This window comes from Kibdelosporangium aridum, assembly GCF_900176515.1.
GTDB classification, from domain to species: domain Bacteria; phylum Actinomycetota; class Actinomycetes; order Mycobacteriales; family Pseudonocardiaceae; genus Kibdelosporangium; species Kibdelosporangium aridum.
In genome coordinates this window covers 374,508-399,009 of record NZ_FWXV01000006.1, presented here as the reverse complement: position 1 = coordinate 399,009, position 24,502 = coordinate 374,508, and the positions used below count along the sequence as shown (strand labels likewise).

The 24,502-nt window shown below is 66.1% G+C and carries 22 protein-coding genes; 8 read left to right on the top strand and 14 right to left on the bottom strand.

Translation table 11 applies throughout. From position 1 onward, the window contains the following. Positions 1 to 64: 64 nt before the first annotated feature. The 5 genes from B9C43_RS32315 to B9C43_RS32295 all read right to left on the bottom strand — a co-directional run bounded on the left by B9C43_RS32315 (position 65) and on the right by B9C43_RS32295 (position 7,833). The gene (locus B9C43_RS32315) at positions 65 to 1,465 is read right to left on the bottom strand and encodes an amidase (RefSeq protein WP_235038980.1); all 1,401 of its coding nucleotides are present in this window, start codon (positions 1,463 to 1,465) and stop codon (positions 65 to 67) included. Positions 1,466 to 1,478: 13 nt separating this feature from the next. Then, on the bottom strand, positions 1,479 to 2,183 hold the full coding sequence (locus tag B9C43_RS32310) for a GAP family protein (protein WP_033380437.1): 705 nt from the start codon (positions 2,181 to 2,183) through the stop codon (positions 1,479 to 1,481). Between the two features lie 488 nt (positions 2,184 to 2,671). Further along, positions 2,672 to 4,231, bottom strand: coding sequence for a beta-N-acetylhexosaminidase (locus B9C43_RS32305; RefSeq protein WP_084430615.1), 1,560 nt, complete (start codon positions 4,229 to 4,231; stop codon positions 2,672 to 2,674). Between the two features lie 82 nt (positions 4,232 to 4,313). Then, complete coding sequence (locus B9C43_RS32300) at positions 4,314 to 7,466, bottom strand: glucodextranase DOMON-like domain-containing protein (protein ID WP_084430614.1); 3,153 nt, start codon at positions 7,464 to 7,466, stop codon at positions 4,314 to 4,316. Between the two features lie 61 nt (positions 7,467 to 7,527). Beyond that, positions 7,528 to 7,833 carry a hypothetical protein gene (locus tag B9C43_RS32295; RefSeq protein WP_084430613.1) on the bottom strand — a complete coding sequence of 102 codons (306 nt, stop codon included), beginning with the start codon at positions 7,831 to 7,833 and terminating at the stop codon, positions 7,528 to 7,530. Between the two features lie 154 nt (positions 7,834 to 7,987). Here B9C43_RS32295 and B9C43_RS32290 point away from each other — a divergent pair, with 154 nt between their 5' ends. Then, positions 7,988 to 8,941, top strand: coding sequence for a quinone oxidoreductase family protein (locus B9C43_RS32290; RefSeq protein ID WP_084430612.1), 954 nt, complete (start codon positions 7,988 to 7,990; stop codon positions 8,939 to 8,941). 59 nt (positions 8,942 to 9,000) lie between these two features. Then, positions 9,001 to 9,465: a winged helix-turn-helix domain-containing protein gene (locus B9C43_RS32285; protein WP_051894818.1), complete on the top strand. Its 465-nt coding sequence runs from the start codon at positions 9,001 to 9,003 to the stop codon at positions 9,463 to 9,465. Here the strand turns inward: B9C43_RS32285 and mnmA are convergent. Next, a complete protein-coding gene (gene mnmA, locus B9C43_RS32280; protein WP_084430611.1) occupies positions 9,449 to 10,525 on the bottom strand; it encodes a tRNA 2-thiouridine(34) synthase MnmA in 1,077 nt (358 codons plus the stop codon). The two genes, B9C43_RS32285 and mnmA, sit on opposite strands and share 17 nt — an antisense overlap. Before the next feature lie 2 nt (positions 10,526 to 10,527). Then, positions 10,528 to 11,700 carry a cysteine desulfurase family protein gene (locus B9C43_RS32275; protein WP_084430610.1) on the bottom strand — a complete coding sequence of 391 codons (1,173 nt, stop codon included), beginning with the start codon at positions 11,698 to 11,700 and terminating at the stop codon, positions 10,528 to 10,530. Positions 11,701 to 11,860: 160 nt separating this feature from the next. Here B9C43_RS32275 and B9C43_RS32270 point away from each other — a divergent pair, with 160 nt between their 5' ends. The 4 genes from B9C43_RS32270 to B9C43_RS32255 are packed head-to-tail and all read left to right on the top strand — an operon-like array spanning position 11,861 to position 14,161. Beyond that, positions 11,861 to 12,145, top strand: coding sequence for a hypothetical protein (locus B9C43_RS32270; protein ID WP_143446749.1), 285 nt, complete (start codon positions 11,861 to 11,863; stop codon positions 12,143 to 12,145). 1 nt (position 12,146) lies between these two features. After that, a complete protein-coding gene (locus B9C43_RS32265; protein ID WP_084430608.1) occupies positions 12,147 to 13,109 on the top strand; it encodes a hypothetical protein in 963 nt (320 codons plus the stop codon). Next, entirely contained in the window at positions 13,106 to 13,702 is a 597-nt protein-coding gene (locus B9C43_RS32260) for a DUF3558 family protein (protein ID WP_084430607.1), read from the top strand. The genes B9C43_RS32265 and B9C43_RS32260 overlap by 4 nt, the downstream gene beginning before the upstream one ends. 3 nt (positions 13,703 to 13,705) lie before the next feature. Further along, positions 13,706 to 14,161, top strand: coding sequence for a hypothetical protein (locus B9C43_RS32255; protein WP_084430606.1), 456 nt, complete (start codon positions 13,706 to 13,708; stop codon positions 14,159 to 14,161). Here the strand turns inward: B9C43_RS32255 and B9C43_RS32250 are convergent. Next, a complete protein-coding gene (locus B9C43_RS32250) occupies positions 14,139 to 14,891 on the bottom strand; it encodes a hypothetical protein (protein WP_235038979.1) in 753 nt (250 codons plus the stop codon). The genes B9C43_RS32255 and B9C43_RS32250 overlap by 23 nt on opposite strands. 162 nt (positions 14,892 to 15,053) lie before the next feature. Here B9C43_RS32250 and B9C43_RS32245 point away from each other — a divergent pair, with 162 nt between their 5' ends. Continuing rightward, positions 15,054 to 17,102, top strand: coding sequence for a PQQ-dependent sugar dehydrogenase (locus B9C43_RS32245; protein WP_235038978.1), 2,049 nt, complete (start codon positions 15,054 to 15,056; stop codon positions 17,100 to 17,102). A 64-nt stretch (positions 17,103 to 17,166) separates the two neighbouring features. On the opposite strand, the gene B9C43_RS32240 is transcribed toward B9C43_RS32245, so the two are convergent. The 6 genes from B9C43_RS32240 to B9C43_RS32215 all read right to left on the bottom strand — a co-directional run bounded on the left by B9C43_RS32240 (position 17,167) and on the right by B9C43_RS32215 (position 23,146). Further along, positions 17,167 to 18,528 carry an MFS transporter gene (locus B9C43_RS32240; RefSeq protein WP_235038977.1) on the bottom strand — a complete coding sequence of 454 codons (1,362 nt, stop codon included), beginning with the start codon at positions 18,526 to 18,528 and terminating at the stop codon, positions 17,167 to 17,169. Next, a complete protein-coding gene (locus B9C43_RS32235; protein ID WP_143446781.1) occupies positions 18,525 to 19,499 on the bottom strand; it encodes an LLM class flavin-dependent oxidoreductase in 975 nt (324 codons plus the stop codon). The genes B9C43_RS32240 and B9C43_RS32235 overlap by 4 nt, the downstream gene beginning before the upstream one ends. Positions 19,500 to 19,530: 31 nt before the next feature. Continuing rightward, complete coding sequence (locus B9C43_RS32230) at positions 19,531 to 20,349, bottom strand: lysophospholipid acyltransferase family protein (RefSeq protein WP_051894819.1); 819 nt, start codon at positions 20,347 to 20,349, stop codon at positions 19,531 to 19,533. Between the two features lie 44 nt (positions 20,350 to 20,393). Then, positions 20,394 to 21,176, bottom strand: a complete 783-nt coding sequence (locus tag B9C43_RS32225; protein WP_084430604.1) for a GNAT family N-acetyltransferase — start codon at positions 21,174 to 21,176, stop codon at positions 20,394 to 20,396. A 198-nt stretch (positions 21,177 to 21,374) separates the two neighbouring features. After that, entirely contained in the window at positions 21,375 to 22,334 is a 960-nt protein-coding gene (locus tag B9C43_RS32220; protein WP_033380446.1) for an electron transfer flavoprotein subunit alpha/FixB family protein, read from the bottom strand. A 26-nt stretch (positions 22,335 to 22,360) separates the two neighbouring features. Continuing rightward, entirely contained in the window at positions 22,361 to 23,146 is a 786-nt protein-coding gene (locus tag B9C43_RS32215) for an electron transfer flavoprotein subunit beta/FixA family protein (protein WP_033380447.1), read from the bottom strand. A gap of 269 nt (positions 23,147 to 23,415) precedes the next feature. On the opposite strand from B9C43_RS32215, the gene B9C43_RS32210 reads away from it, so the two are divergent. Further along, the gene (locus B9C43_RS32210) at positions 23,416 to 24,258 is read left to right on the top strand and encodes a DegV family protein (protein ID WP_033380448.1); all 843 of its coding nucleotides are present in this window, start codon (positions 23,416 to 23,418) and stop codon (positions 24,256 to 24,258) included. Positions 24,259 to 24,502: the final 244 nt, after the last annotated feature.

Sequence of the window (24,502 nt, the reverse complement as noted above, 5' to 3'; positions counted from 1 at the left end):
CCGCCTTCTTTCGCAGCGTAACGGCGTCGTGGCGGATGGGTAAGGGGAACTGCCCAATGGGGCGTCAAATCGGCGGCGACCACGACTTCGTGCAGTACCAGGGGTTGGCCGAGGCGATGATGTTGCCAAGTGTGAAGACCGTTTGGTCGTCATAAGGACGGCCGACCACCTGGACGCCGGTGGGCACTCGATTTCCCGCCAGGCCCGACGGCACGCTCAGCACCGGGCACCGGCTGGCGATGTTGAACGGGATCGTCAGCGGCGCCTCGAGGTTGTGCTCCAGCCGGACGCCGTTGACGATCAGCGGAGTGTCCACATAGTCCTCACCGGCCAGCAGAGCCGGTATGCCGGATGTGGGGCAGAGCAGGGCGTCCGCGCGCTGGAAGACCTCACCGAGGTCGTCCTGGATCTTGGCTTCGATCAGCATGGCGTCGAAGAACGTCCCCGCCTCGTTCGCTCTTGTGAGGAAGTCGTTGGTGTACCGCAGAACCGGACGTCCCTCGGCGGCGGCCTCGATCATCGGGGCGAAGATGGCGCCGTAGTGGGCCCACGCGGCCGCCATGATCTCGGCCCGTGTCCACGGCAGCTCGATTTCCTCGACGTGCACGCCTGCCTGTTTGAGCGCTTCGGCTGCCCGCAGGGTCGCGGCGGCGACATCGGGCTCGACCGGGTAGTCGCCGAGGTTCATGCACAACGCGACTCTGCGGCCGTCTGCCTCGCCGATCGCGAGCTCGGCAGGCGCGGGCAGCGACACGGGGTCGAGCGGATGGGCGCCGGCGATCACGTTCTGCAACAGCGCACAGTCCGGGACCGTCCTGGCCATCGGACCGTCGTGGCAATACGAGTCCAAGTTGGCCGGTGGCATGCTCGGCACCCGGCCGTACGGCGGTTTGAAGCCGACGACGCCGTTGAACGACGCCGGAATCCGGATGGAGCCGCCGACGTCCGAACCGGTCGCGAGCGTCGCGGAGCCCGCGGCGAGGGCGGCCCCCGAACCACCGGACGACCCGCCCGACGAGTACTCCAGGTTCCACGGCGTCCTGGTCACGCCCCACAGGTCGCTGTGCGTGAAGCCCGCGCAGCAGAACTCGGGCGTGGTCGTGCGAGCGTGCACGATCCCACCGGCCGCCATGATCCGCTCCACGATCGGGTGCGTCTGCGTGGCCACGTTGTCGCGGAGCAGGTTCGAGCCTTCCCGCCACGGCAGGCCGGCGATCGGCTGCTCCTCCTTGATGGCGACCGGCACGCCTTCCAAGGGCCGCTGCTCGCCCCTGGCGTACCGGTCCCCGGCCTCCCGCGCCTGGTCCAGCGCGTCTTCGAAGTACCGGTCGGTGAAGGCGTTGATCGCGGGCTCGGCCAGCTGAGCCCGCTCGACCACCGCCGTCATCAGCTCGACCGGTGCCAGCTCCCCGCTGCGGAACAGTGCGATCGCATCGGTCGCCGAGAGGTAAGCGAGATCAGCCACAGCGGGAGAGTAGCTACATCAGGTGGGGCCAGAACAGCCTGACGGCGGCGTCACGGGCAACGAGGAACCCCGCGATGGCGAGAAGCCAGCCCGTCGCACTGGCCCCGTTGCGCATGATCCAGTTGTTGAGCCGCTGCAACACCGGTTCGACCATGCTCCGCGCCGTCATGCGCGCCGCGAGCAACACCCCAGCCGGAACGATCATGACAACGCAGTACCCCGCGAGCAGCGTGAGGATGGCCAACGCACTGAGTCCCGACGTCGTCATCAGGCCAATCGCACCGAGGTAAGGCAGCATCGTGGCGACCTCCGTCAGCCCAGCGAGCAACGCCAGCGCCATCAACCAGCGCACCGACGTCTGCTCCGACATCGCCCGCTCACGCCAACGCTGAATGGCACCGCCGTTCCCCTTCCGCCTCTTGGGGTCGAACCGGAAGCTCAGGACGAACAACCCGACCCCAAGAACCAGCTGGCCCCACAACACGGCCTTGGTCTTCATCGCCTCACCGAAAGCAGTGATCGCCGCGCCCGCGCCGAGCGAGATGAGCAGGCCAACGCCGAAGTAGAAGACCGCGATGGTGCCGAGGTACAACAGAATCCGGCCGACCTTCACCCGGCCGGGCGCGAGCAACAGCCAGATCGGGATGAACAGGGTCCCGATACTGGTCGAGTCGATCAGTGCCAAACCACCAAGCGACAGTACGAGTCCAACGCTCAACGCTCCCCCTTTGACGCTGGCCCCGCACGCTACCGGCGGCGAGTGAACACCGAGTCCTCCTTTCGAACGACATGTTCATCCCCCATCAGCACAACGCCGCAAGCCTTGTCAGACCCCTGAGATACTCTGCGGCCGCACCTCCAAGCCCAGCCCCCGCCTGGGGGATCCCCCGATTTCAGTCAACCATGGGGGTCTGACAGTTCTGGGCTGTCGTGGTCCAGTTGTCCACAAGCCGCACCGCTTCACGGGATCGGGGATTTGGTCCGGTGGGGCAGCACAGAGGCACGCTTCGAGGGAATACACGCGCCCACGCAACCATCCTGCGGCAACCCCCACTGGCCGCCGCCCAACGCCGCGAGACGCCGAACACTCATGGCGCCTCGCCATGATGGTCATCATCCTGACCGAACACACCGACATCGGCCGCACCCGGGGGAATGCAGGCTAAAAGGACACGAACTCCGCCCAGAACCCGACCGGATCCCGCGTCAAGCCCAAGGAACCTGCGTAGACCGGTAATAGTTCATGCCCATCACGGTCCAGCGAGGCCCCTGTGCCCCAAGGCGCTGCCGGAACTGGTCCCAGTTGTGCTTGGACCACGGCGACCAGCCGACCTCGGCGATCGCAGGCAGCCGGGGAAACGCCATGTACTCGATGTCCTGGCGGGTCACGATGGTCTCCGACCACAGTGGAGCCTCAACGCCCCGCACCGCCGACTCCCCGACCCCGCTCAAATGAGCACCGGGATTCCAGTCATAGGCCGTCCGGACCTCGATGTATCCGGCCCACGTCAGCCCAAGCCGTGTGCTGGAGTTGTACTTCATGTCCAAATAGGCCTTGTTCGCCGGGGACATCAGGATCTTGTTGCCGCGCGCCGCCGCGTCGCGCACCGAAGTGTTCGATGTGGTCGTGCCCCAGTATTGCGGGACCACGCCGGTCGGTGGGTTGACCTTGGCGATCTCGTGCCAACCCATCGTTTGCTTGCCGTACTTGGCCACGATCGGCAGCACTCGGTTCATGAAGGTCCGGTAGTCGGCGTCTGATGTGGACTGTGCCTCGTCGCCGCCGATGTGGATGTACGGGCCGGGTGTCACAGCGGCGAGTTCGCGGATGACGTCATCGACGAAGCGGTACGTCACGTCCTTCGGCACACACAGCGAGCTGAAGCCGACGTTCGTGCCGGTGTACAGCGGTGGGGCAGTGTTGTTGCAGTTCAGCTCGGCGTACGAGGCCAGTGCGGCGTTCGTGTGGCCCGGCATGTCGATCTCGGGGATCACCGTGATGTGCCGTGCGGCGGCGTACGCGACGATGTCGCTGTACTGCGCCTTCGTGTAGTAGCCGCCGGGACCGCCACCGACCTGGGTGCTGCCGCCGTACGTCGCCAGGCGCGGCCAGCTGTCGATCATGATCCGCCAGCCCTGGTCGTCGGACATGTGCAGGTGGAGGTAGTTGATCTTGTAAAGGGCGATCTCGTCGATGTATCGCTTCACCACGTCCGGTGTGAAGAAGTGCCGTGCCACATCGAGCATCGCGCTGCGATGGGCGAACCGCGGATAGTCGAGGATGCGGGCACCCGGTACCGGCCACGGTCCGGTTTGGACGCTGGATGCCTCGATCTTCGCCGGAAGCAGTTGACGCAGTGTCTGCGTTCCGGCGAACAGGCCTGCCGCCGACGATGCCTTGATCGTCACGCCGGAAGCGGCGACATCGAGCTGATATCCCTGCTGACCGACCTGGGGGTCGGCGCCGGACAACTGCAACGAGATGCCGTCACCGGTCCCTTGCGACACCGGCAACGCGAACCCTGTCGACCGCCGGAGCGTGGTGGCGAGCAGGTTCGCGACGTCGGTCGCGCCCGCTGCCGCCCGGATCTGCGTACCGGACGTGAGGTTGTAGGTCACGTTGGGCACGGACTGCACTGAAACCGGGACAGGAACGACGCTGTCGATCGGGGCGACCGCGGCCTGCGCCTGGCTCGCGGCCAGTGTCGTGGACGCCACCAACGCGAGCGCGGTGAGAATGCTGCCGAACAATCGGGATTTGCGCATGGTGCAGTCCCCTCCTGGCAGGGCGCGGCGGCGACTCACCCAATGTGAGGTTCTCACCTACTCGGTGTCAAGGTCTGGACCACTACGACACCGCTTTGACCACGACTGGCCCACGCGTCGGGTCCAGCACAACGGCCTGATCGGCGCCGGGTGGGGTGATCACGTCAACTGCCTTGGGCACGGATGTCGGCGCCACAGCACAGATCGGGCTCGTTCCACCCGGCGCGCACACGCCGAAGGTGTACTGCTCGGGCGTCGCGGTGAACCTGCGTGCCCGGTCCGGACTGTCACCTTCCTGCCCGGTCAGCACCACCGCATAGGACGTCGGATTGCCGAGCGCCGACTTCGCCACGCTGATCGTGATGAATCTGGCGGTTTCACTGGCTTGCACGGACGCGTCACCCAACGGGACACCGTTCGCGTCCACGAACACGGGCTCGGCGAAGCCTTGAACCTCGATCATCCGGTTCCACGGATCGACTTCGTAGTTACGCGTCGGGTAAGGCGCCTTCGTCGAAGTCGCCGGGACTGCCGGATCGCGGGCGTAGATCGTCAGCAGTTGCGCGCCGAGCGGCGAACCGAACGTCGGAGTCAGGTTGCGCAGCTTCGTCCGCAGGATGACCCGCTCACCACTGTCGATCACCTGGAACTGCTGGATGTCGAAGGCACCAGGATGGAAATCACCCGCGGCCGGATAGGCGTACGTCCCAGGGCCGTTGTCGTCGTTGTCCGGGTCGGTGACGTTCAGCAACACCGTCCCGGACACGAAGTCGGAGCCGACATTGCGTTGCGCATAACCCGTGTCGCGGCCTTCGCTCGCCGCGGCGGTGATCACATTGGTGCCCAGCTGAGCAGGCAATTCAGCGGTGAAAGTGCCGTTCGACCGAGTGGTTACGACCGTGGTCGCTCCGCCGGCGTCCGTCGCGGTGGCTGAGACGTCGATCCTTGTCCCGGCAGGCGCCGTTCCTGTCACGGTAACCGTCGGCGTGGAGACCAAATCAGGTGCCTGCAATGAGATCGGGATATTTCTCGGCGCTCCGTGCTCGATGTATCGCGCGCGGACTTCGGCAGGTTGTTCGACTAGACGTCCTGCCGAAATACTCTGCGTCAATCGGACGGCTTGGGCTTGCGCCCAGGTCAGCGGGGATGCCGAGCCCACCGACTGGCCAGGTGTGAACCCGATGCTCGCGGTGGCCGGATCGCTGCCGTAAGGCGACTTCGGCACCGGCGGGTTCTCCCAGATCTGCTCGGGAATCATGCCGACGCCGGAAGCCTGCGCCCGCATGGCTTCGAGCAGTTTGCGCGCGCCACGCCTGTCGCCGGTCTGCAGCAAGTGCTCGGCGCGTTCGCCCGCGAGCACCGGCCACAGGTGTCCACTGCCGACATTCCCGGTGGGCCAAGGCTTTCCAGTCGGCGCACAGCTGGTGGCGTCCGGCTCGTAGCAGTCGCCGTAGCCGTCTTCACTACCTGGATTCGAGGTTCCGTAGCGGTACCAGCCGGGCCCGTTCGGCGTTTCTCGTTTGATCGTCTGGTCCACGCGGTCCAGCGATCTCACAACCTCAGGATCGTCCGCGGGCAGAATGCCCAGCCTTGGCAGTTCGAGGAACCCGGCGTCCACAACAGACCGTTGGTCGACGGTGATCGAGCCGTTGCCCAGGTTGTACTCGACCGGGGCGTTCGGGTCGCCGGTCTTGGACAGCCGGATGAAGTGCCCGCCGACCACGGTCCAGCCCTTGACGCTGCGCTGGAAGTGGTCCGCGGTCGCGAAGTAGACCCTCGCCCGCTGCTGGTCGCCGTTGCGGCTGGCGATCACCCCGGCGGCGACGAGTCCGGCGATCTCGGCCGCGATGGTCGACGGCGAATACCCGCTTTGCTCCTCCCAGCGCTCCGACCCGAACGAAGGACCGTGCGCGACAACGAAGTCGGCGGCCTTGCGGATGTTGGGATACAGCCGGCGATCCCGGTCGAACCCGGCCTGAAGCGCCATCAGGATCGGATACGCGGTCTCGTCGAGCTGATCCCCACCCGAGTCCGGCGCCTTCTTGCCGTTGACCATGGAGTTGCGCGGGAACCGCCCATCCGGCTGCTGCTGCCGGTTGAACAACCAGGTCACCGTCGCGCGCGCAGTCTCGCGGTCACCAGCGGCCATCAGACCGGTGAAGCTCTCGTAGAGGTCACGCGCGAAGATCTCGCGATACGAACCGAAATACACCGGTTTGCCGTCCGGCAGATCGCCCGCGCTGACAGCATGCCCCCATGGGCTGCCGAGGGAAGCGACGATCGCGCCAGGAAATGTCTTGTCCTCACTGGCTTTCAGGACGTTGACCGAAACCCAGTCGTCAGTGTGATTGAGTTTCCTGTTGTAGTCCCGCCAACCTTGGATGTAGCGGTCGTAGGTCCTGTGCCACGGCGTGGACAGGCTCTCGGCGGCGGTTTGTATGGCGTGGTTGGCGCTTTGCGCGAAGCTGAGCGCGAGAGTGCTTTCGTGCCCGTCGATCTGGGCTGTCTGAACCACGTTTCCGTTGGCTGCCCTGGCGTTCGGCTTGATCCCCCGGCTCTTGTCCAGCTGGACAAGCCCATCCGTCTCAGTGCCCACGTACCCGCTGTTCACGGCCTTGAAGGGCTTGTTCGCCGCCAGGGCGCCATGCAACGGGACGCCGTAGTCACGGTTCGGTGCGTTCGTCACGGTATTCGGATCGCTGCTGACCAACGCGCGCTGGTCCGCTGAGGCGCTGTCCGCTCCACCATTCAGCGGCCCACCACCGCCGTTGCCGTTGATGCTCGCGTCGTAACGCACATAGAGCTTCAAATCCCGCGGGCCCTGCAGCCGCGCTTTGATGAGCACAGAGTTACGAGCGGGGTCGGTGATGAAGTCGGTCGTGAGCTGGTAGTTCCTCGCCTTGGACTGGACCTGGCAGGCCATCCCGGTCCTGTCCGCGCTGACGGTGTACGTCATGTCGCGGCTCTGCAGGTCAGTGAAGGTCCGCCCGTCGGTGACGATGAACTGCAGCGTCTCCACGTTGGTGTTGTCGATGGTCGGCGCGTACACGTCGGAGAGCACGCCGTCCGCGACCGTGAACCACACCTTGCTGGTGGTGTTGCGGGCCGTGCCAACGCAGTCCTTGCGCGCCAACCCGAAGTGGGACAACGCCCCTGGGTCCACCTGGGCCTGAGCCACCGGACTCACGAACATCACGCTCAGTAGCAGAACCAGCACCAAGACGTACCGTCGCATGTCCGGATCACACCACCCCCAGTGACCCAGCGACATTGGCCAATCGGGTGACGCCAAAGGTTCACGAGATAGGGCGAACCGTGCCGTTGTCGCAGTAACTCACGGAGTAGCCGTCGCCGAGTTCGGCCGCCAGCCGCTTGGCCAGCTCCTCGCCTCGCACGAAGAACTGACGCTCGGCTTCGGTGGTCTCGAAGCCGGACCGCGGTGGATCTTCGCGGTCGATGGCCTCGTCGTAGATGCCCGCCCACTCCCACAGCTCGGCCGCGAGAGTGTCCGAAATGGGCAGCTCATAGGCCGACAGGTGGCCGCCGCCGGTCAGCCACAGCGGACTGCACTCGTAGCCGGCCATCACTTTGATCGACTTCACGCGCCCACCCTGGCGGACACCTGGACCAGATTCAAGCTATGCACGCCGGTCATCCCCCGGGTGATGCCAGGCACAGTGGGAACAAACTGGCAGTATTGTCCCTTGAATGAGACAAAGTGTTAGTCTGTCTCACGACGACAAGGAGGCGTTGGACGTGCGGGCTGTGCGGATCACTGAGTTCGGTGGACCCGAGGTGCTCAAGGTCACCGAGGTACCCGATCCGGTTGCGGGCGAGAACGAGCTGCTCATCGACGTTGACCGGGCCGGGGTGAACTACGCGGACACGCATCAGGTCGAGGACTCCTACCTCGCCTCCCCCGAGCTGCCGCTGATCCCTGGTGGTGAGGTGGTCGGCAGGACCGCCGACGGCAGGCGGATCGCGGCCATGATCGGGCACGGCGGGTACGCTGAGAAAGCCGTGGTCAACAAGTACATGGCGTTCGACGTCCCCGAAGGCGTCGACGACGTCTCCGCGGTCGCCTTGCTGGTGCAGGGCATGACCGCGTGGCTGCTGCTGAAGAAGACCACGCACTTCCAGCCAGGTGAGTCCATTGTGGTGCATGCCGCGGCCGGCGGTGTCGGGTCGCTCGCCGTCCAACTCGCCAAGTCCATGGGCGCTGGCCGGGTCATCGCGACCGCGAGCACCCAGGAAAAGCGCGATCTCGCGCTGCGGCTGGGCGCGGATGTCGCCCTCGACCCCGCGACCCCGGAACTCGACAAGGCGATCATCGAGGCCAACGGCGGCAAGCGCGTCGACGTCGTTCTCGAAATGACCGGCGGCCGGGTCACCGACGAAAGCCTGAAGTCGTTGGCACCCTTCGGAAGGCTCGCGTTCTACGGCATGGCCAGCCGCGAGCAGCCCAAGGAGGTCACGCTCCCCGCACTGATGGCGCACTCCACCACGGTCAGCGGTTTCTGGCTGGCGCACGCCTTCCGCAACCCGCCGCTGCTGCACCAGGCGTTCGCGGACCTGTCCGCTGAGGTCAAGGCGGGCAAGCTGAAAGTGATCAGCGGCGGCGACTACGCCATGTCCGACGTCCAGCAGGCGCACGAAGCCCTGCGCGGCAGGCGGACCACCGGCAAGCTGGTGATCAACCCAAGCAAGTAAGAGGTATCAGCAGGTGGGAGGCGTTGACACCCGCACGCGCCTGCCGGTCGGATGAACGCATGGCACAGCTGACTGTGATCGTCCAGCTCACCGTCGACAACGAACAGGCGCCGAACCTGGCCGCCAGGCTGGTCGACACCCTGCGTACCGCCGTCGACCTGCCGATCGACCGGATGGTCGTCGACGGTGCGCAGGTTCCACAGCAGCGTGCCCTGCCACCGGCCAGACTGCGCATCCAGCCGGACTCCCGCCGCGTCCTGGTCAAGGACACGCCGATCGAGCTGACGCGGCTGGAGTTCGACCTGCTGCTGTTCCTGTGCCGCAACCCCGGCCGGGTGCACCGCCGTTCCACACTGCTCGCCGAGGTCTGGGGCGTGGCCGAGCACCTGGGCAGCCGCACGGTCGACGTGCACGTCCGCAGGTTGCGCGGCAAGATCGGGCCGGGCATCGACCCGATCACCACTGTCCGCGGCGTCGGCTACCTGGTCGACCGCAACGCGGGGTTCGTCATCGAGTCCGTGTGATCGTCGCGCTGCCGAGCACGAGGTCGCCGCAGTACATCACAGCCGCTTGACCAGGCGCGACACCGCGCAGTGGCTCAGCAAGCCGGATCACCAGTTCACCGTCCTCCAGTTCGGCCACAGCAGGCGCCGTGCCTCCGTGCGCACGCACCTGCACGACGCACTCGGTCAGCCCGTCAATCGGCTCACCGGACGGCCAAATCGGCCGCTCACCTGCGATTTCCTGGACTTCCAGCCGTTGTGCCGTGCCCACGCGGACGTTTCCGGACACCGGCTCCAGCGACAGCACGTACCGCGGGCGGCCGTCCGGCGCGGGCGCGTCGATGCCCAGGCCCTTGCGCTGGCCAACGGTGAACCCGTGCACGCCGGTGTGCATGCCAAGCACCGCACCGGTTTCGTCGTCAACCAGCATGCCGGGGCGCTCGCCGAGCTTGTCGGTAAGGAACTTGCGGGTGTCGCCGTCCGGGATGAAGCAGATGTCGTGGCTGTCCGGCTTCTCCGCGACCGACAGGCCACGCTCGGCCGCCTCGGCCCGAACCTGCGGCTTGGTCGAGTCACCGAGCGGGAACATCGCATGCCGCAACTGGTCGGCGGTCAGCGAAGCGAGCACATAGGACTGGTCCTTTTCGGAGTCAACGCTGCGCCGAAGCTCCGGCTTGCCGTCCACTGTGGTCAGCCGGGCGTAGTGGCCGGTGCAGACCGCGTCGAAGCCGAGCGCCAGCGCCTTGTCCAGCAACGCCTCGAACTTGATCCGCTCGTTGCAGCGCAGGCACGGGTTCGGTGTGCGGCCCGCGGCGTACTCGTCGACGAAGTCCTCGATCACTTCCTCGGTGAACCGCTCGGCGAAATCCCAGACGTAGAACGGGATGCCCAGCACGTCGGCGGCACGCCTCGCGTCATGCGAGTCCTCGATCGTGCAGCAGCCACGCGCCCCGGTGCGCAGCGTGCCCGGCTTCGCCGACAGGGCAAGGTGAACCCCGACAACGTCATGCCCGGCAGCCACCGCCCGTGCCGCGGCCACGGCAGAGTCGACACCACCACTCATCGCGGCGAGCACGCGCATGCTCACACCTCCTTCGCTGCGGATCGACGCATTCCGGACAACCCCGCGGTGCGGGCCCGTTCCACTGCCGGTCCAATCGCTTGTGCCAAGGCGTCCACGTCGGCTTTCGTCGACGTGTGCCCCAATGAGAACCGGAGCGAACCACGCGCTGCCGCCGGATCCATGCCCATGGCGAGCAGGACATGGCTCGGCTGCGCGACCCCAGCGGTACACGCTGAGCCGGTCGAGCACTCGATTCCCTTGGCGTCCAACAACATCAGCAAGCTGTCCCCGGCACAGCCGGGGAACGTGAAGTGCGCGTGGCCCGGCAGCCCCGGATCCCCGTTGAGTATCGCGTCGGGGACCGCCGCACGCACGGCGTTTACCAGCTCGTCCCGGAGCATCGCGAGCTGCTTGGCCCGCTCTTCCCGGTGCTTCGTGACCTCACGGACGGCCGTTGCCATGGCGTGAATCGCAGGCACATCAACGGTTCCGGAGCGCACGTCCCGCTCCTGACCACCGCCGTGCAGCAACGGCGCACACGGCACGTCCCTGCCGAGCAGCAGCGCGCCGACGCCCATCGGGCCGCCGAGCTTATGCCCGGTCATGGTCAACGCACTCGCCTTGGACTCACCGAAGTCGACCGGCAACGTACCCACGGCCTGCACGGCGTCGGTGTGGAACGGAACGCCACGCTCGGCGCACGCCTCGGCGAGTTCCCGAACCGGGTTGACGGTGCCGACCTCGTTGTTCGCCCACATCGCCGTGACGAGCGCCACATCGTCGTCAAGCTCTTCTTTGAGGGCGTCGACGTTGACCCGGCCCACCCGGTCCACCGGCAGCCACGTCAACTCGGCGCCGTCGTGGCCCTCCAGCCACTCGGCCGCGTCGAGGACGGCGTGGTGCTCAACGGCGGACACCAGCACACGGCGGCGCCCTTCCTTACGTCTCGCCCAGTAGATGCCCTTAACCGCGAGATTGTCACTCTCAGTGCCACCCGCCGTGAAAATGATCTCGGACGGTCGCGCACCCAGTGCCTCAGCGATCGACTCACGCGCCTCCTCGGCCATCTGCCTGGCCCGACGGCCCGAGGTGTGCAGCGACGAAGCGTTGCCCCTGATGGACAGCGCCTCCGTCATCGCCGCTACTGCCTCGGGCAGCATCGGCGTGGTCGCCGCGTGGTCTAGATAGGTCATCGCTAATGAGTGTATTCGGCGACGTACGTCACGCCCCACGCGACGGCAGGTAGAGACCGGACCAGATTGTGACACCACGCACGGAACTGATCACGTAACGTGGTCGTCGGAGTAGGGACAACGAAACCGAGTGGGAAGCTTGGTCGAGATGCCCAAACCGATGGACAGATTCACCGTCAGCCTGCCCAAGCTGGAAGACGTCGCGAATCACGAACTGCCCGCCGTGGCCAATGCGCTTCGTGCACCCGCGAACATCCTGAGGGCCCACGAAGGGCTGGAAGGACCAGGCCGTTTCCAGCCGGTCTACGCGATGGAAGGCGCATACGCGCGATTCACCGACAGCGTGGCGTTCCGGCAGATAGCCGGGTGCGACCGAATCGAGAAGGTCGCCCAGTCACTGAGCTATATCGCGAATCTTTACCGCCGAGCCGACGGGCAAAGATGACATGGCCGACTGGAAGACGGACGCAGAGCTCTACGACATCGCCAACCGGTTGGGCCGCAAGATCATCGAGATGTACTCGAAGGCGGGGGTATGGATTTCGGCCGGGCTGTACGTGGACACGCTGATCAAGAACATCGTCATGGACGCTGAGACCTACATGTCCCTGGAACCACAGAGGATCATCGACGAGTTCGAGCGGATGCAGAAGGCCGCGCGTGACACCGGCGAAGATGCGGTCTCCAAGGCCACGCTGAACACCGCGGCGATCAAACTCGGCGAGTGGACCGGCGCGGGAGCCGAAGCCTTCATGGACCAGATGAACTACATCCAGACGTTCATGGAGCAGCAGAACCGGCAGATCTTGTTCGCCGCGCACTGCATGGGTACCGCGTACTCTCTCGCGGTCAACGCCCGGCGCAACTACTACGAGCTCGCTGACGCCACGATCGCCGCGTGCGACAAGGAGATGAAGAAACAAGCCGAGCGGGACACCAAGGCGACAATCGGCATTCTGAGCGAGATCGCCACCGCGTGCATCACCGGATTCGGCAAGCCCGACAAAGCTGCGACCGTAGTCCGCTGGGGACTCGAGTCGTTCGTGGCCATCGGGGCCAAGACCGGCGAGGTGGTGATCGAAGGCAGCGAGGCACCGGAGGTCGTGTCCAGCTACACCCGGGCGAGGAGCAACCTGGAGAGCTCGTTCCACGACGGCCTTGCCGAGCTCACCAGGTGGATCGAAGTTCAGGAGCGTGACCTCGCGGAGGTCAAGAATCCAATCCTCGAACCCCTGCAGCGTGAGATCGATGTGACCGGCGCAGATTTCGACTATGGAAAGTTCTTCCACGATGCCAGGGATCCGGCCGTGTTCGGCGCGAAGGTCGAGCAGGAACGCAAGAAGATCCAGGAGGAGCAGAACCGGCCACCGGGGTTGATCGGCCAACGACTGGACGGAGGTCCGTCGTGATTCGCAAGGTGATGATCGGGATCATGGTGCTGGCGACAGCATGCGGGACCTCCGCTGACCCCTCGCCGACATCCGCGACCCCACCGAGCACGACCACGCCGACCGCACCTCCATCCAGCTCCGGCTCGTCGGTCGTGCCAAGGCCGACAATGCCGCCGACTGCGTCTCGGACGCTTGACATGAGCAGGTTCACCGGTCGGACCTGCGAGTCGCTCACACCACCACAGGTCGCCACTCTCGGCCTAGGTGATCTCGAACGGCTGGATGCGACCGAACGGTGCCATTGGTCACGAGGAGAAACAACGTTCGATGTCGATCTCCTTCCGGACAAGAACACACTGTTGCGGCCCTACCAAGAAGCCAACGACCTCAACCGTGCCGCGGTGTTCGAACCGTTCGAGATCCGTGGCTTCCCCGCAGTGAAGCGGCAGATGTTCCCGAACGACAACCACACATCCGACTGCAATGTCAGCGTCGCGCTAGGTCCAGACCGGGGCATCTACGTCGCGGGGTTCAGCCAATCCCCAGGCGTGGACTGGTGTGCGAAGTCGGTGGCGGCCGCTGAGTTCGTCATTCAGAACCTAGGTGGTTAGGCGATGCTCCAAGAGCGGATTGAGTACCTCGAACGGGAACTCGACGAGCGCACCACCGCGTCCGCCTTTGCCCGGTGCTACGGCGTGGTCACCGCTGTTCTGGCCGTTCTGATGGTCGTGCCCGTCACCGAACCGAAGCGGGAACTGGTCATCTGGTCCGTGCCCTCGGGTTCGAGCAGCATCGCCACATGGATGACGTTGATCCTGCTGTTCTTGGTGCCGCTGTTGTTTCTGTTGGCGTGCGCCACCATCCGGCCAGGCAGGTCGCCGTGGCTCGGATGGTGGATCGCTGGATTCTCCACAATCGACTTCGTGTTCTCACTCATCCTGTTGAACCAGGATGGGCTGTCCACCGCACCGGCCGGCTACGTGCTCGTTGCGCTGCTGTTTCTCACCGTGGTACTCGCGTGTACCCACGCCGTCCAGCGAATCCGCGTCAGGAACACTCCGCCGAGCTGATGATGGACACCGACGTCACTTTGTTGTCCTTCACCGTGAACTCGTAGTGCCAGTTGGGCTTGTCGGCGATCGCCAGCTGGTAGCGCTCGTTCTCACCCAGCTTGAGACCGCGAGCCTCGTAGGCCTTCTTCAGCTCGTCGACCGTCGAGCCCGTGCTGATACCTTCCGCGGTTTTCGCGGCCGGTGGGGCGGCGAGCTGGCGGAGGCCGTCCTTGCCGAAGGACGCGCCGCCTTCTGCCGAGAACGCCGTGTCACGCGCTTCTCGCTTTTCCATCAGTTCCACCATTGCCATGGTGGCGTCGGCGTTGAGCTGCGCGCTTTCCGCGGCCCGCTGTGCGCCCTTCGCGGCCTCTTCCGCGTTCTTCGCAGCCTGCTCCGCGTTCTGCGCGGGTTGCCTCTGCCCGCCCTGGTCCGCGGTCTTCTTGGCCTCGTCGGCTTTGGCGTTGAGCTCACGGGACTTCTTCTCGGCCGCGTCCTCCGCCGCCATCCTCGCCGGGTCGGGCGCGGGCCCGCCGGCATAGCTGAAGTCCGTGCAGCCGTCCAGATTGGACGTCGGCGCGGCCGCCAGCTTCCCCGTGGCCAGCGCCGCTTCCTTGGTCATCCCTGGTGTCAGGCCGCGATAACCCGCTGGGCCGAACACCTCAGGCGGAGGTGCCGCACCGCTGTTGTCCGATGTGCACGCGGTCAGTCCCATCAGCAGGACGGCAGCGCAAAGCACACTCTTGTTCACTTGAGAACCCCCTTGTGAGTACCGGTGCGGACCCTAGCGAACCGGCACGCCGTTTCCGCAACGGGATTACTGGACGAAACACACCGAAAACGTTTACATTGATCGCGCCTCATCCGCCGCGGGCATCCGGAGTAGTCCCTTCACGATCATTCGGAGGACCTTGTGGTACCCCTGTCCCGATGGCGGGCGGGCGCGGCCGGCTTGGCGGCCGTCGCCCTCACATTCGCCGTCGTACCCGCTGCCACCGCGGCTCCCGTCCTTCTTTCGCAGAACAAGCCGGTCAGCGTCTCGTCCACCGGCGGCAGCGCCTACGCGGGCACGAACGCCGTCGACGGCAGCACTTCGACCAGATGGGCGAGCCAGAAGAACATCGATCCCGCGTGGATCTACGTCGATCTCGGCGCCGTCGCCGCGGTCAGCCAGGTCAAGCTGACGTGGGATCTGTCGTGCGCGAAGGCCTATCGCGTCGAGTTGTCGACCAACGCGACACAGTGGAGCACTGTCTACGAGACCACGACCGGGGACGGCGGCGTCGACGACCTCGCAGTCGGCGGCAATGCCCGCTACGTCCGGGTTTTCGGCACCACGCGCTGCCGGACCGGCTCCGCGTACGGCTACTCCCTGCAGGAATTCCAGGTCTACGGCACGGTCGGCGCCGACACCGAACCGCCGACAACGCCAGGCAACGCGCGGGCGAGCGACATCACGTCGACCAGCGTGAAGCTGTCGTGGGACGCGTCGACCGACGACAAGGGTGTTGTGGCGTACGACATCTACAACACCGGCCAACTCGTCAAGACAGTCGACGGCGCCACGCTGACAACCACAATCACCGGCCTGACACCGAACACGAACTACGGGTTCTACGTCAACGCACGCGACGGCGCAGGCAACGTCTCCCAAGCCAGTAACACAGTCGCGGTCAAAACACCACCGGACGTCGTCGACAACGAACCGCCGACCGCGCCCGGCAACCTACGGTCCACCGCCAGCACGGCCAATAGCGTTTCCTTGGCGTGGAACGCATCCACGGACAACATCGGCGTCAAGGGGTACAACGTCTATTCGTCCGGCGAGCAGGTCGGTTCCGCGACGGGAACCTCGGCGACGATCAGCGGGCTGAAGGCGAACACCACGTATCCGTTCACCGTCAAGGCTTTCGACGCCGCAGGGAACCTTTCCGCCGCCAGCAACGAGATCTCGGTGCGGACCAAGGCGGGCGGGGACGTCATCGGCGAGGTCAAGCAGGTCACGACCAGCACCGACGTGCCGTGGGGCCTGGTGAACCTGCCGGACGGTTCGGCGCTGTACACCGAGCGCGACACCCACAAGATCACCCGGGTCACCCAGTCCGGCACCAAGAACACGGTCGGCACGGTGTCCAACGTGTCCGGGACGGACGGTGAGGGCGGTCTGCTCGGGCTGGAGATCTCGCCGACTTTCGCGCAGGACCACTGGTTGTACGTCTACCACACGAGCCCAAGCGACAACCGGATCGTCCGCATCAAGTACGAGAACGGTGCACTGGGGCAGTCCCAGGTCCTGCTGACCGGCATCGTGCGCAACAGGTACCACAACGGCGGCAGGTTGCGGTTCGGACCGGACGGCAAGCTGTACGCGGGTGTCGGTGACGGCCAGAGTGGCAGCCGGGCGCAGGACATCAACTCGCTCAACGGAAAAATCCTCCGGCTCAACCCGGACGGGTCAGTGCCGTCAGACAACCCGTTCCCCGGCAAGTACGTGTGGAGCCTTGGCCACCGCAACATCGAGGGCCTGGCGTTCGACTCGCAGGGCAGGCTCTGGGAAGCCGAGCTCGGCAACTCGGTGATGGACGAGCTCAACCTGATCAAGAAGGGCGGCAACTACGGCTGGCCCAGCTGTGAGGGCACGTCCGGCTCGGGCTGCGGCAACTCCGCGTACAACAAGCCCGTCCGCACCTGGGGCGTGTCCAGCGCCTCGCCCGGCGGTCTCACGATCGTCAACGACACGCTGTTCATGTCGTGCCTGCGCGGCGAACGCCTGTACCGCATGAAGATCAACGGCAGCGGCACGGACACCCCGGTCGCGTACTTCCAGGGCACCTACGGCCGGTTGCGCACGGTCGAGCCGAACCCGGTGACCGGCGGCTTGTGGCTGACAACGTCCAATGGGGACAAAGACAGCACAGGCAACAACAGCAACACCAGGATCATGAATGTGGCACTGAACTAGACACAAAGGGTCACCCCGCGCGGGCCGCTTGTCGGAGCGGAAAGTGCCCGCGCGGGGTGAGTCTCTACCTGCGGCCCGGCCGGACCAGCACAACGCCGATCACGGCGATCACGGCCATCGCGACGTCCAGAATGGCCATTGCGATCGACGGCCGTTGCGGGGACGCCAGCAGGGCAAGCAAAACGCCGCCGAGACCGACCAGCACAGCGCTGAACACGCGCTCGGACACCTGCAACGCCGCGGCATTGGCGCCCTGCTCCTGCAAAGACGAATACCGCATGGTCAGCACGCTCAGGCTGGAGTAACCCAAGCCCATCCCGGCACTCGCCACGATCCACGCGGCAAAGGAAATCCAGCCCCAGCCCCATGTCGGCGTGACCAGCAGCATCCCCAACGCACCCGCGGCAAGCAACGTGAACCCCCAGCGGACGAACACGAGCCGGTCGACATCGGGATTGCGCGCCGGGAGCACGGCCGCCGCCGACCACGCCAAAGCACCGACGGTCAACGGAAGCCCGGCCAGCACGGGCGAATACCCGTGTACAGCGGTCAGTGTCAGCGTCACGTAGACCTCGATCGCGGTGTACGCACCGGCAAGCAGGCCACGCGCCAGGATCGTCACCGGCAGCCCTGGCCGTGCTGCCAGAGTTCCCTTCGGCAGCAACCGGAACAGCGAGGGCAGCAGCATCGCCAACCCGGCGAGGCCCAGCAAAATCGTTGCCAGTGAAGGGTGTTCCGCCGCCCACGTCAACGCGGCGATCCCCAGTGCCGCGGCGATCGCCGCGGGCACCAACCCGCCGCGGACCGGGCCCGTCTGCTCCACCCGGGCAGGCAGCGTGCGCACGGCGGGCAGCAACAACAGTGCTCCCAGCAAGGCAAGAGGCACCAGGCCGAGGAAAACCCAACGCCAGCTCGCGTGCTCGGTCAACAGCCCGGCCGCGGCGGGACCGACCAACGAAGGCAGCACCCAAGCCGCGCTGAGGATGCCGAACGCGGCAGGCTGGACCCGTTCCGGGTAGACGTACGCGATCATCACGTAGATCGCGATCGAGATCGTGCCGCCGCCAAGGCCTTGCAGCGCACGGCCGATCAGCAGCATCCACATCGACTGGGCGAGCCCGGCGACCAGCAGGCCGGCCATGAACAGGATCACGCCGGTGTAGAGGCCGAACGCCGGACCGCGCCGGTCACACAGCCGTCCGGCGAGAACGTTCGCGATCAGGCTCGTGACCAGGAACACCGTGAACGGCCACGAGTACAGCTCGCCACCGCGCAGATCCGCGACCATTCGCGGCATCGCCGTGTTCACACCGAGGTTCTCGAACGCGACCAGCGTCACCAACAGCGTCATACCTATTGAGACAGCACGGTATTGAGCTGTCCACAGTGAAGTCTTCGGCTCCGCGGCGGTGTCGGTGATGGTCACATCGGCGAGTCTGCAACTTCAAGTCCACTGGAGGTCAAGTCCGCGATCAGCTCGTAGCACCGGATCCGCTCGGCCTGGTCGTGGATCAGCGTGATGACCATCAGTTCGTCGGCGCCTGTGCTGGCCAGCAGCGAGGAAATCCCGCGCCGCACGGTGTCCGGGCCGCCGATGATCCGAGGCGCCATCCTGTCCTTGACGAGCTGGCGTTCCGCGTCGGTGTACGACTGGTTCACCGCGATCTCCGGCGGTACGTGGCGCCCGTGGTTCAGACCGCCCGCGCTCATCCGGACGATCATCAGCGCCAGCGAAGAGGCGAGGAACTGTGCGCGCTCGTCGGTGTCCGCGGCGATCATCAGCGCGCAAACCAGTACGTACGGCTGCGCCAACGCCGCTGACGGCTGGAACGACTCCCGATAAGCCGCCACGGCGGGCAAGGTGTCCGCGGGGTTGAAGTGATGGGCGAAGGCGTACGGCAGACCGAGTTCGCCCGCCAGCCGCGCACTCGAGGCACTCGAACCGAGCAACCACACGGGTGCCGCCGCCGGGATCATTTCGTTCGCGAAATAGCCCCTCAGCTCGGCCAGCTGGGCCGGAAAGCCGGCTTCGGACCGTCGCAGCAAGCGCACGGTGCCCGGATCGGAACCCGGTGCGCGTCCGATGCCGAGGTCGATCCGATCCGGATGCAAGGCGGCCAATGTGCCGAACTGTTCGGCGACGATCAGCGGCGGGTGATTGGGCAGCAGCACACCGCCCGATCCGACCCGGATCGTGGATGTGGCGCTGGCGATTTGGCCGACGAGCACGGCAGGGCTGGTACTGGCGATGCTGGGGGTGAGGTGGTGTTCGGCCACCCAGAAGCGCCGATAGCCGAACCGTTCGACGTGCTTGGCCAGGTCCACTGTGTCACGCAACGACTGCGCCGGTGTGGATCCCTGCCACACCGGCGCTGTGTCGAGTACGGAAAGCCGCATGGTCACATCGGCGAAACTAGCGAAGAAACCGTTATGCCACGGCCAGTTTCGGGTGTTCCATCTCCGGCAGTGTCTGCGTGCGGTCCAGCGTGTCCCGCACCGCGGCATGCGTCATCGCGGCGAGTTCCTTGCGGTTGGCGGCTTTGCTCGGCTCGATCGGGTCGAGCACGTGCACCTCCATCACCAAGCCCTTGGTGCGCGCGGTCCGGCGCAGCGACGTGACCAGGGTCTCGTCGCCGATGAACGCGGGCGCCGTGGTGTCCCGGCCATCGGCCAACCGGTACCGGATCACGAACGGGATCACCGGCACGTCGGCGTCGATCGCCGCCTGGAACATCGCCGGGCGGAACCGGCCGCTGGCCAGCCCGCACCACGTGGTGCCCTCCGGTGAGACGTTCACCAACGAACCGCCGCGCATCGCCTTGCGCAGCTCGTCCACCGCGGTCGGCAGCGAGCGGAGGTTCTCCCGGTCCAGGTAGACCGTGCGAGCCGCGTTCGCGAGCTTGCCGATGATCGGCCAGCTAGCCACTTCCTTCTTCGCCTGCGCGCGCATCGGCTGTACGGCGTTCACCGCGACGATGTCCAGCCACGAAATGTGGTTGGACGCCACCAACGCGCCGCGGTCCGCGTCGGCGTAGTCACGCAGGACCTTGCCGTTGTGGACCTCGATGCGCACGCCGAACGACCGCGCGATCCGACGGAACCACCAGCGGACGGCGCCTTCCCGGCCCCGCTTGGACAACAGTGGCATCCCGATGGCGATGAACGGCCCGGTCAGCAGTACCGCGATCGCGGTGATCAACCGCCACCACCGGCGCGGCCGGCTGACGGTCGGCGTTTTCCCCGACATGCAGCTGGAGCCACACGGTGACTCCGGCTGCCAAAGATGTCCCCTCACCCTTGCTCCCCCAGGAAGAACTTCACGTAACGCGGGTCGACCTTGGCGATGTCCAGCAGCACGAACAGGTCGGCGACGTTGAAGTCGCGATCCAGTGCCGGCGGACCGCACACCCACGCCCCCAGCCGCAGATACCCCTTCAGCAGCGGCGGAACCATGGTGCGCGCAGCCGGGCGAACTCCGTCCGGCTGCCACGGGTGCAACGGGCGCACCCGGTACTCAGGCGGCGACATGTGGTTGTCCCTGACCATGTTCCACACCGCGGCGGCGAGGTGTCCACCGTCGCCGAGCGGCACAGAGGCACAGCCCGCGAGCATCGTGCGCCCGGTGAGCAGCATGTACCTGGCAATACCCGCCCACATCAGGCTGACAACCGAACCGGACCGGTGATCCGGGTGTACGCAGGACCGTCCGGTCTCCACGATGCCCGGCAGCAATGACCGGACTCCGCCGAGGTCGAACTCGGTCTCCGAGTAGAGCCTGCCCGCCGCGGGCACGCGGTCCGGCGGCAGGAACCGGTAGGTGCTGACGATCTCACCCGTGCGGTCCTCGCGGACCACGAGGTGATCGCAGTGCTCGTCGAACTCGTCGACATCCAGCCCGGTGTCGCCGGACTTGAGCGTCGCGCCCATCTCCTCGGCGAAAACCTGGTACCGAAGCCGCTGAGCAGCGACGACTTCCTCGGAGTCGCGAGCGAGCAGCAGTGAGTAACGAGGTGCGTCCTCCGGCAGATCGGTTCCGGGCTGAGCGGTACTGACGAGCACCTGCGCCTGAGTCATGGAATCGTTCTACTCGCGATAGATGACCTTCGACAAGCCGACTTTCTGACTCGTCAGTGGAAAATAGGTGAATACCCTGAGACGGGGTCACCCCATAGGACGATGTCGTCGGGAAGATCACTTACGGCGAGGATCAGGGAATAAAAGAGCCCCCGCACGGCAGAACCGCGCGGGGGCCGTCAACTGGGATGATCTTGATCAGCCCTTGCGCTTGCCGATCTCTTCGGTCAACTGCGGCGCGACCTGGAAAAGATCACCGACGACACCGTAGTCGGCGATTTCGAAGATCGGCGCCTCGGCGTCCTTGTTCACCGCGATGATCGTCTTCGAGGTCTGCATTCCGGCGCGGTGCTGGATCGCACCGGAGATTCCCAGTGCGATGTACAACTGCGGCGAAACGGTCTTGCCGGTCTGCCCGACCTGGAACTGGTGCGGGTAGTAGCCGGAGTCGACCGCGGCTCGAGACGCACCGACCGCGCCACCGAGCGCGTCCGCGAGCGCCTCGACGACGCCGAAGTTCTCCGCGCTGGCGACACCACGGCCACCGGACACGACCACGGACGCCTCGGTGAGCTCCGGACGGTCACCGCCGACGACCGGCTCGGTGCCGGTGATCTTGGTGGCCTTGGCCGCGTCGACCGCGGGCACCTCGACGGCGCTCTCCGCGGCCGCGCCTTCGGCCTGCTCGGGCTCAACGCTGCCCGCGCGCACCGAGACGACCGGAACACCCTTGTTGGCCTTGGCTTTCGCGGTGTACGCGCCACCGAAGACCGAGTGCGTCGTGGTCCCGTCGGCGTCGATGTCGACCGCGTCGTAGAGCAGACCGGAGCCGATCCGGATCGCCAGGCGGCCGGACACCTCCTTGCCCTCCGCGGTGGCCGGCACCAGCACCGCGGCCGGAGATGCCTGCTCCACAAGGGAAGCGAGCACATCGACCTTCGGGGTCACCAGGTAGCCAGCGGCGTCGTCGGACTCCGCGACGTAGACCTTGGCCGCGCCGTACGAACCGAGCGCGTCCTTGATCTTGCCTGCCGTGCCCGGCGCGCCGACCACGACGGCCGACGGCTCGCCGAGCCTGCGGGCCAGGGTGAGCAGCTCGTAAGTGACCTTCTTGACCTCGCCGTCGAGTTCGTCGACGAGGACCAGAACCTCTGCCATGACTGTGTTCTCCTCCTCGCGGCTGGTCAGATGAGCTTCTGGGAGACGAGGTACTCGGCGATCTTGCTGCCGCCGTCGCCCTCGTCGGTGATCTGCTGGCCCGCGGCACGCGGCGGCTTCGGGGCCGACTCGAGTACCGAGGTGGCGGCGTTCGCCAGGCCGACTTCGCCCGCGTCGATGCCGAGGTCGGCCACGGTGAGGGTGGTGACCGGCTTCTTCTTGGCGGCCATGATGCCCTTGAAGGACGGGTAACGCGGGTCGTTGATCTTCTCGCCGACGCTGATCACCGCGGGCAGGCTCGCCTCGAGGAACGTGCGACCGGTGTCGGTCTCCCGCTCCACCTTCACGCTGCTGCCGTCGATCTCGACCTTGCGCGCGTGGGTGAGCTGAGGCAGGCCGAGCAGCTCGGCGATCATGGCCGGGATCGCGCCGCCGACACCGTCGGTCGACTCGTTACCCGCGATGATCAGGTCGTAGCCCTCGACTGTGCCGATGGCCTTGGCCAGCACCTTGGCGGTCTGGATGATGTCGGCACCGTGCAGCGACTCGTCGCTGACGTGCACGGCCTTGTCCGCGCCCATCGACAGCGCCTTGCGGATCGCGTCGGTGGCCCGCTCGGGGCCGACGGTCAGCACCGTCACCTCGCCGCCCTGCGCCTCTTTGATCTGCAGGGCCTCCTCGACGGCGCGCTCGTTGATCTCATCGAGCACGGCGTCCGCCGACGCACGGTCCAGAGTGTGGTCAGCACTCGCGAGCTTGCGCTCCGAGTAGGTGTCAGGCACCTGCTTGACCAGGACAACGATGTTAGGCATGGGTCTTCTTCGACCTCCCGTACACGACTTGCTGTTTTCTTGAGGCCTTGCTGTTGCAGTTGGGTAGACGATCCCACGCCGACCCCGTGCGGGCGCGGTGGCCTGCGACACTCATGGGCTATGTTACCCATCGGTAGTATTTTCACTCGACATGCCCGGCGTGACGGTACTCACCCGGGCCTGTGACGTGCGACGGAAACGGTTGGGCGGGCCAAGTGGATCACTACTGATTGCGTCCATCCGGGTGATAACAGTTAATCTCGCTTCCCATGCACGGCCGTGTAGCTGTAGTGACCGACTCCACCGCTTGCCTTCCGGCGGATCTCGCCAGGCAGTGGGGAGTGTCGATCGCCCAGATCCAGATCAGGATCGGCGACCAGGTCGCCGAAGAGCAGTTCGTCCCCGCCGACCATCTGATCTCCGCGATGCGCAACCGGACCCCGGTCACCACCGCGCCGCCAGACCCAGGCACCTTCTACCGGCTCTACCAGCAGGTCGCCCAGCACGCCGACGCGATCGTGTCGATCCACGTGTCCTCCCGGCTGTCGGAGACCTGCAAGGCGGCCAGCCGCGCGGCCGGCCAGATGCGGATGCCCGTGCACATCGTCGACTCGGCCACGTGCGGAATGAGCCTGGGTTACGCCGTGCTCGCCGCGGCCCGGGTCGCCGGGGCCGGCGGCAACCCCCGCCGGGTCATCGACGCCGCCGTCAAGCGGTGCCGTGCCAGCTCCGAGCTGATCTACGTGGACACGTTGGAGTACCTGCGCCGCGGCGGGCGGATCGGCGCGGCCGCCGCCCTGGTCGGCAGCGCGCTGTCGCTCAAGCCGGTGCTGACCGTCCAGGAAGGCCAGATCGCGCCACAGGACAAGGGTTTCGGCACCGACCGGGCGCTGCGCAAGATGGTCGAGACCGCCGTGTCCCGTGCGGGCGAAGGCATGGTCGACATCGCGGTCGAGCACTTCGGCAACATGGGCCGCGCCAGCACGATCCTCGAAGAACTCAAGCCACGGCTGAACCACGTGCGCGACGCCGTCATCACCGAGGTGTCCTCCTCGATCGGCGTGCACGTCGGGCCCGGCGCTGTCGGCATCACGGTGTCCAGAGCTGAATAGCCCATCAGCGGCTTTACCGGTGACAGAGCGTCACATCCGACTGGCGGCGACGGTCCGCCGGACAGACCATTCGCCCCCGCCGATCGCTCGATGGCGTCATGTCGCCGTTCCTACTCTACGGAAGGATTTTCCCTGCTTACGGCCGTGATCAGGCCGGACGCCGACGACGGCTGGCCTGATCAACGCCGAAGGCTGTTCACCCGATCGAGCGAAGCCGATTGGCACGTGGCCGATCAAGCACCAC

Excerpts from the sequence above, each read along its gene's own strand:
- B9C43_RS32305 (WP_084430615.1), bottom strand. The coding sequence starts at position 4,231 with ATGCGCAAATCCCGATTGTTCGGCAGCATTCTCACCGCGCTCGCGTTG.
- B9C43_RS32300 (WP_084430614.1), bottom strand. The coding sequence starts at position 7,466 with ATGCGACGGTACGTCTTGGTGCTGGTTCTGCTACTGAGCGTGATGTTC.
- B9C43_RS32285 (WP_051894818.1), top strand. The coding sequence starts at position 9,001 with ATGGCACAGCTGACTGTGATCGTCCAGCTCACCGTCGACAACGAACAG.
- mnmA (WP_084430611.1), bottom strand. The coding sequence starts at position 10,525 with ATGCGCGTGCTCGCCGCGATGAGTGGTGGTGTCGACTCTGCCGTGGCC.
- B9C43_RS32275 (WP_084430610.1), bottom strand. The coding sequence starts at position 11,700 with ATGACCTATCTAGACCACGCGGCGACCACGCCGATGCTGCCCGAGGCA.
- B9C43_RS32270 (WP_143446749.1), top strand. The coding sequence starts at position 11,861 with ATGGACAGATTCACCGTCAGCCTGCCCAAGCTGGAAGACGTCGCGAAT.
- B9C43_RS32265 (WP_084430608.1), top strand. The coding sequence starts at position 12,147 with ATGGCCGACTGGAAGACGGACGCAGAGCTCTACGACATCGCCAACCGG.
- B9C43_RS32255 (WP_084430606.1), top strand. The coding sequence starts at position 13,706 with ATGCTCCAAGAGCGGATTGAGTACCTCGAACGGGAACTCGACGAGCGC.
- B9C43_RS32235 (WP_143446781.1), bottom strand. The coding sequence starts at position 19,499 with ATGCGGCTTTCCGTACTCGACACAGCGCCGGTGTGGCAGGGATCCACA.
- B9C43_RS32230 (WP_051894819.1), bottom strand. The coding sequence starts at position 20,349 with ATGTCGGGGAAAACGCCGACCGTCAGCCGGCCGCGCCGGTGGTGGCGG.
- B9C43_RS32225 (WP_084430604.1), bottom strand. The coding sequence starts at position 21,176 with ATGACTCAGGCGCAGGTGCTCGTCAGTACCGCTCAGCCCGGAACCGAT.
- B9C43_RS32220 (WP_033380446.1), bottom strand. The coding sequence starts at position 22,334 with ATGGCAGAGGTTCTGGTCCTCGTCGACGAACTCGACGGCGAGGTCAAG.
- B9C43_RS32215 (WP_033380447.1), bottom strand. The coding sequence starts at position 23,146 with ATGCCTAACATCGTTGTCCTGGTCAAGCAGGTGCCTGACACCTACTCG.
- B9C43_RS32210 (WP_033380448.1), top strand. The coding sequence starts at position 23,416 with ATGCACGGCCGTGTAGCTGTAGTGACCGACTCCACCGCTTGCCTTCCG.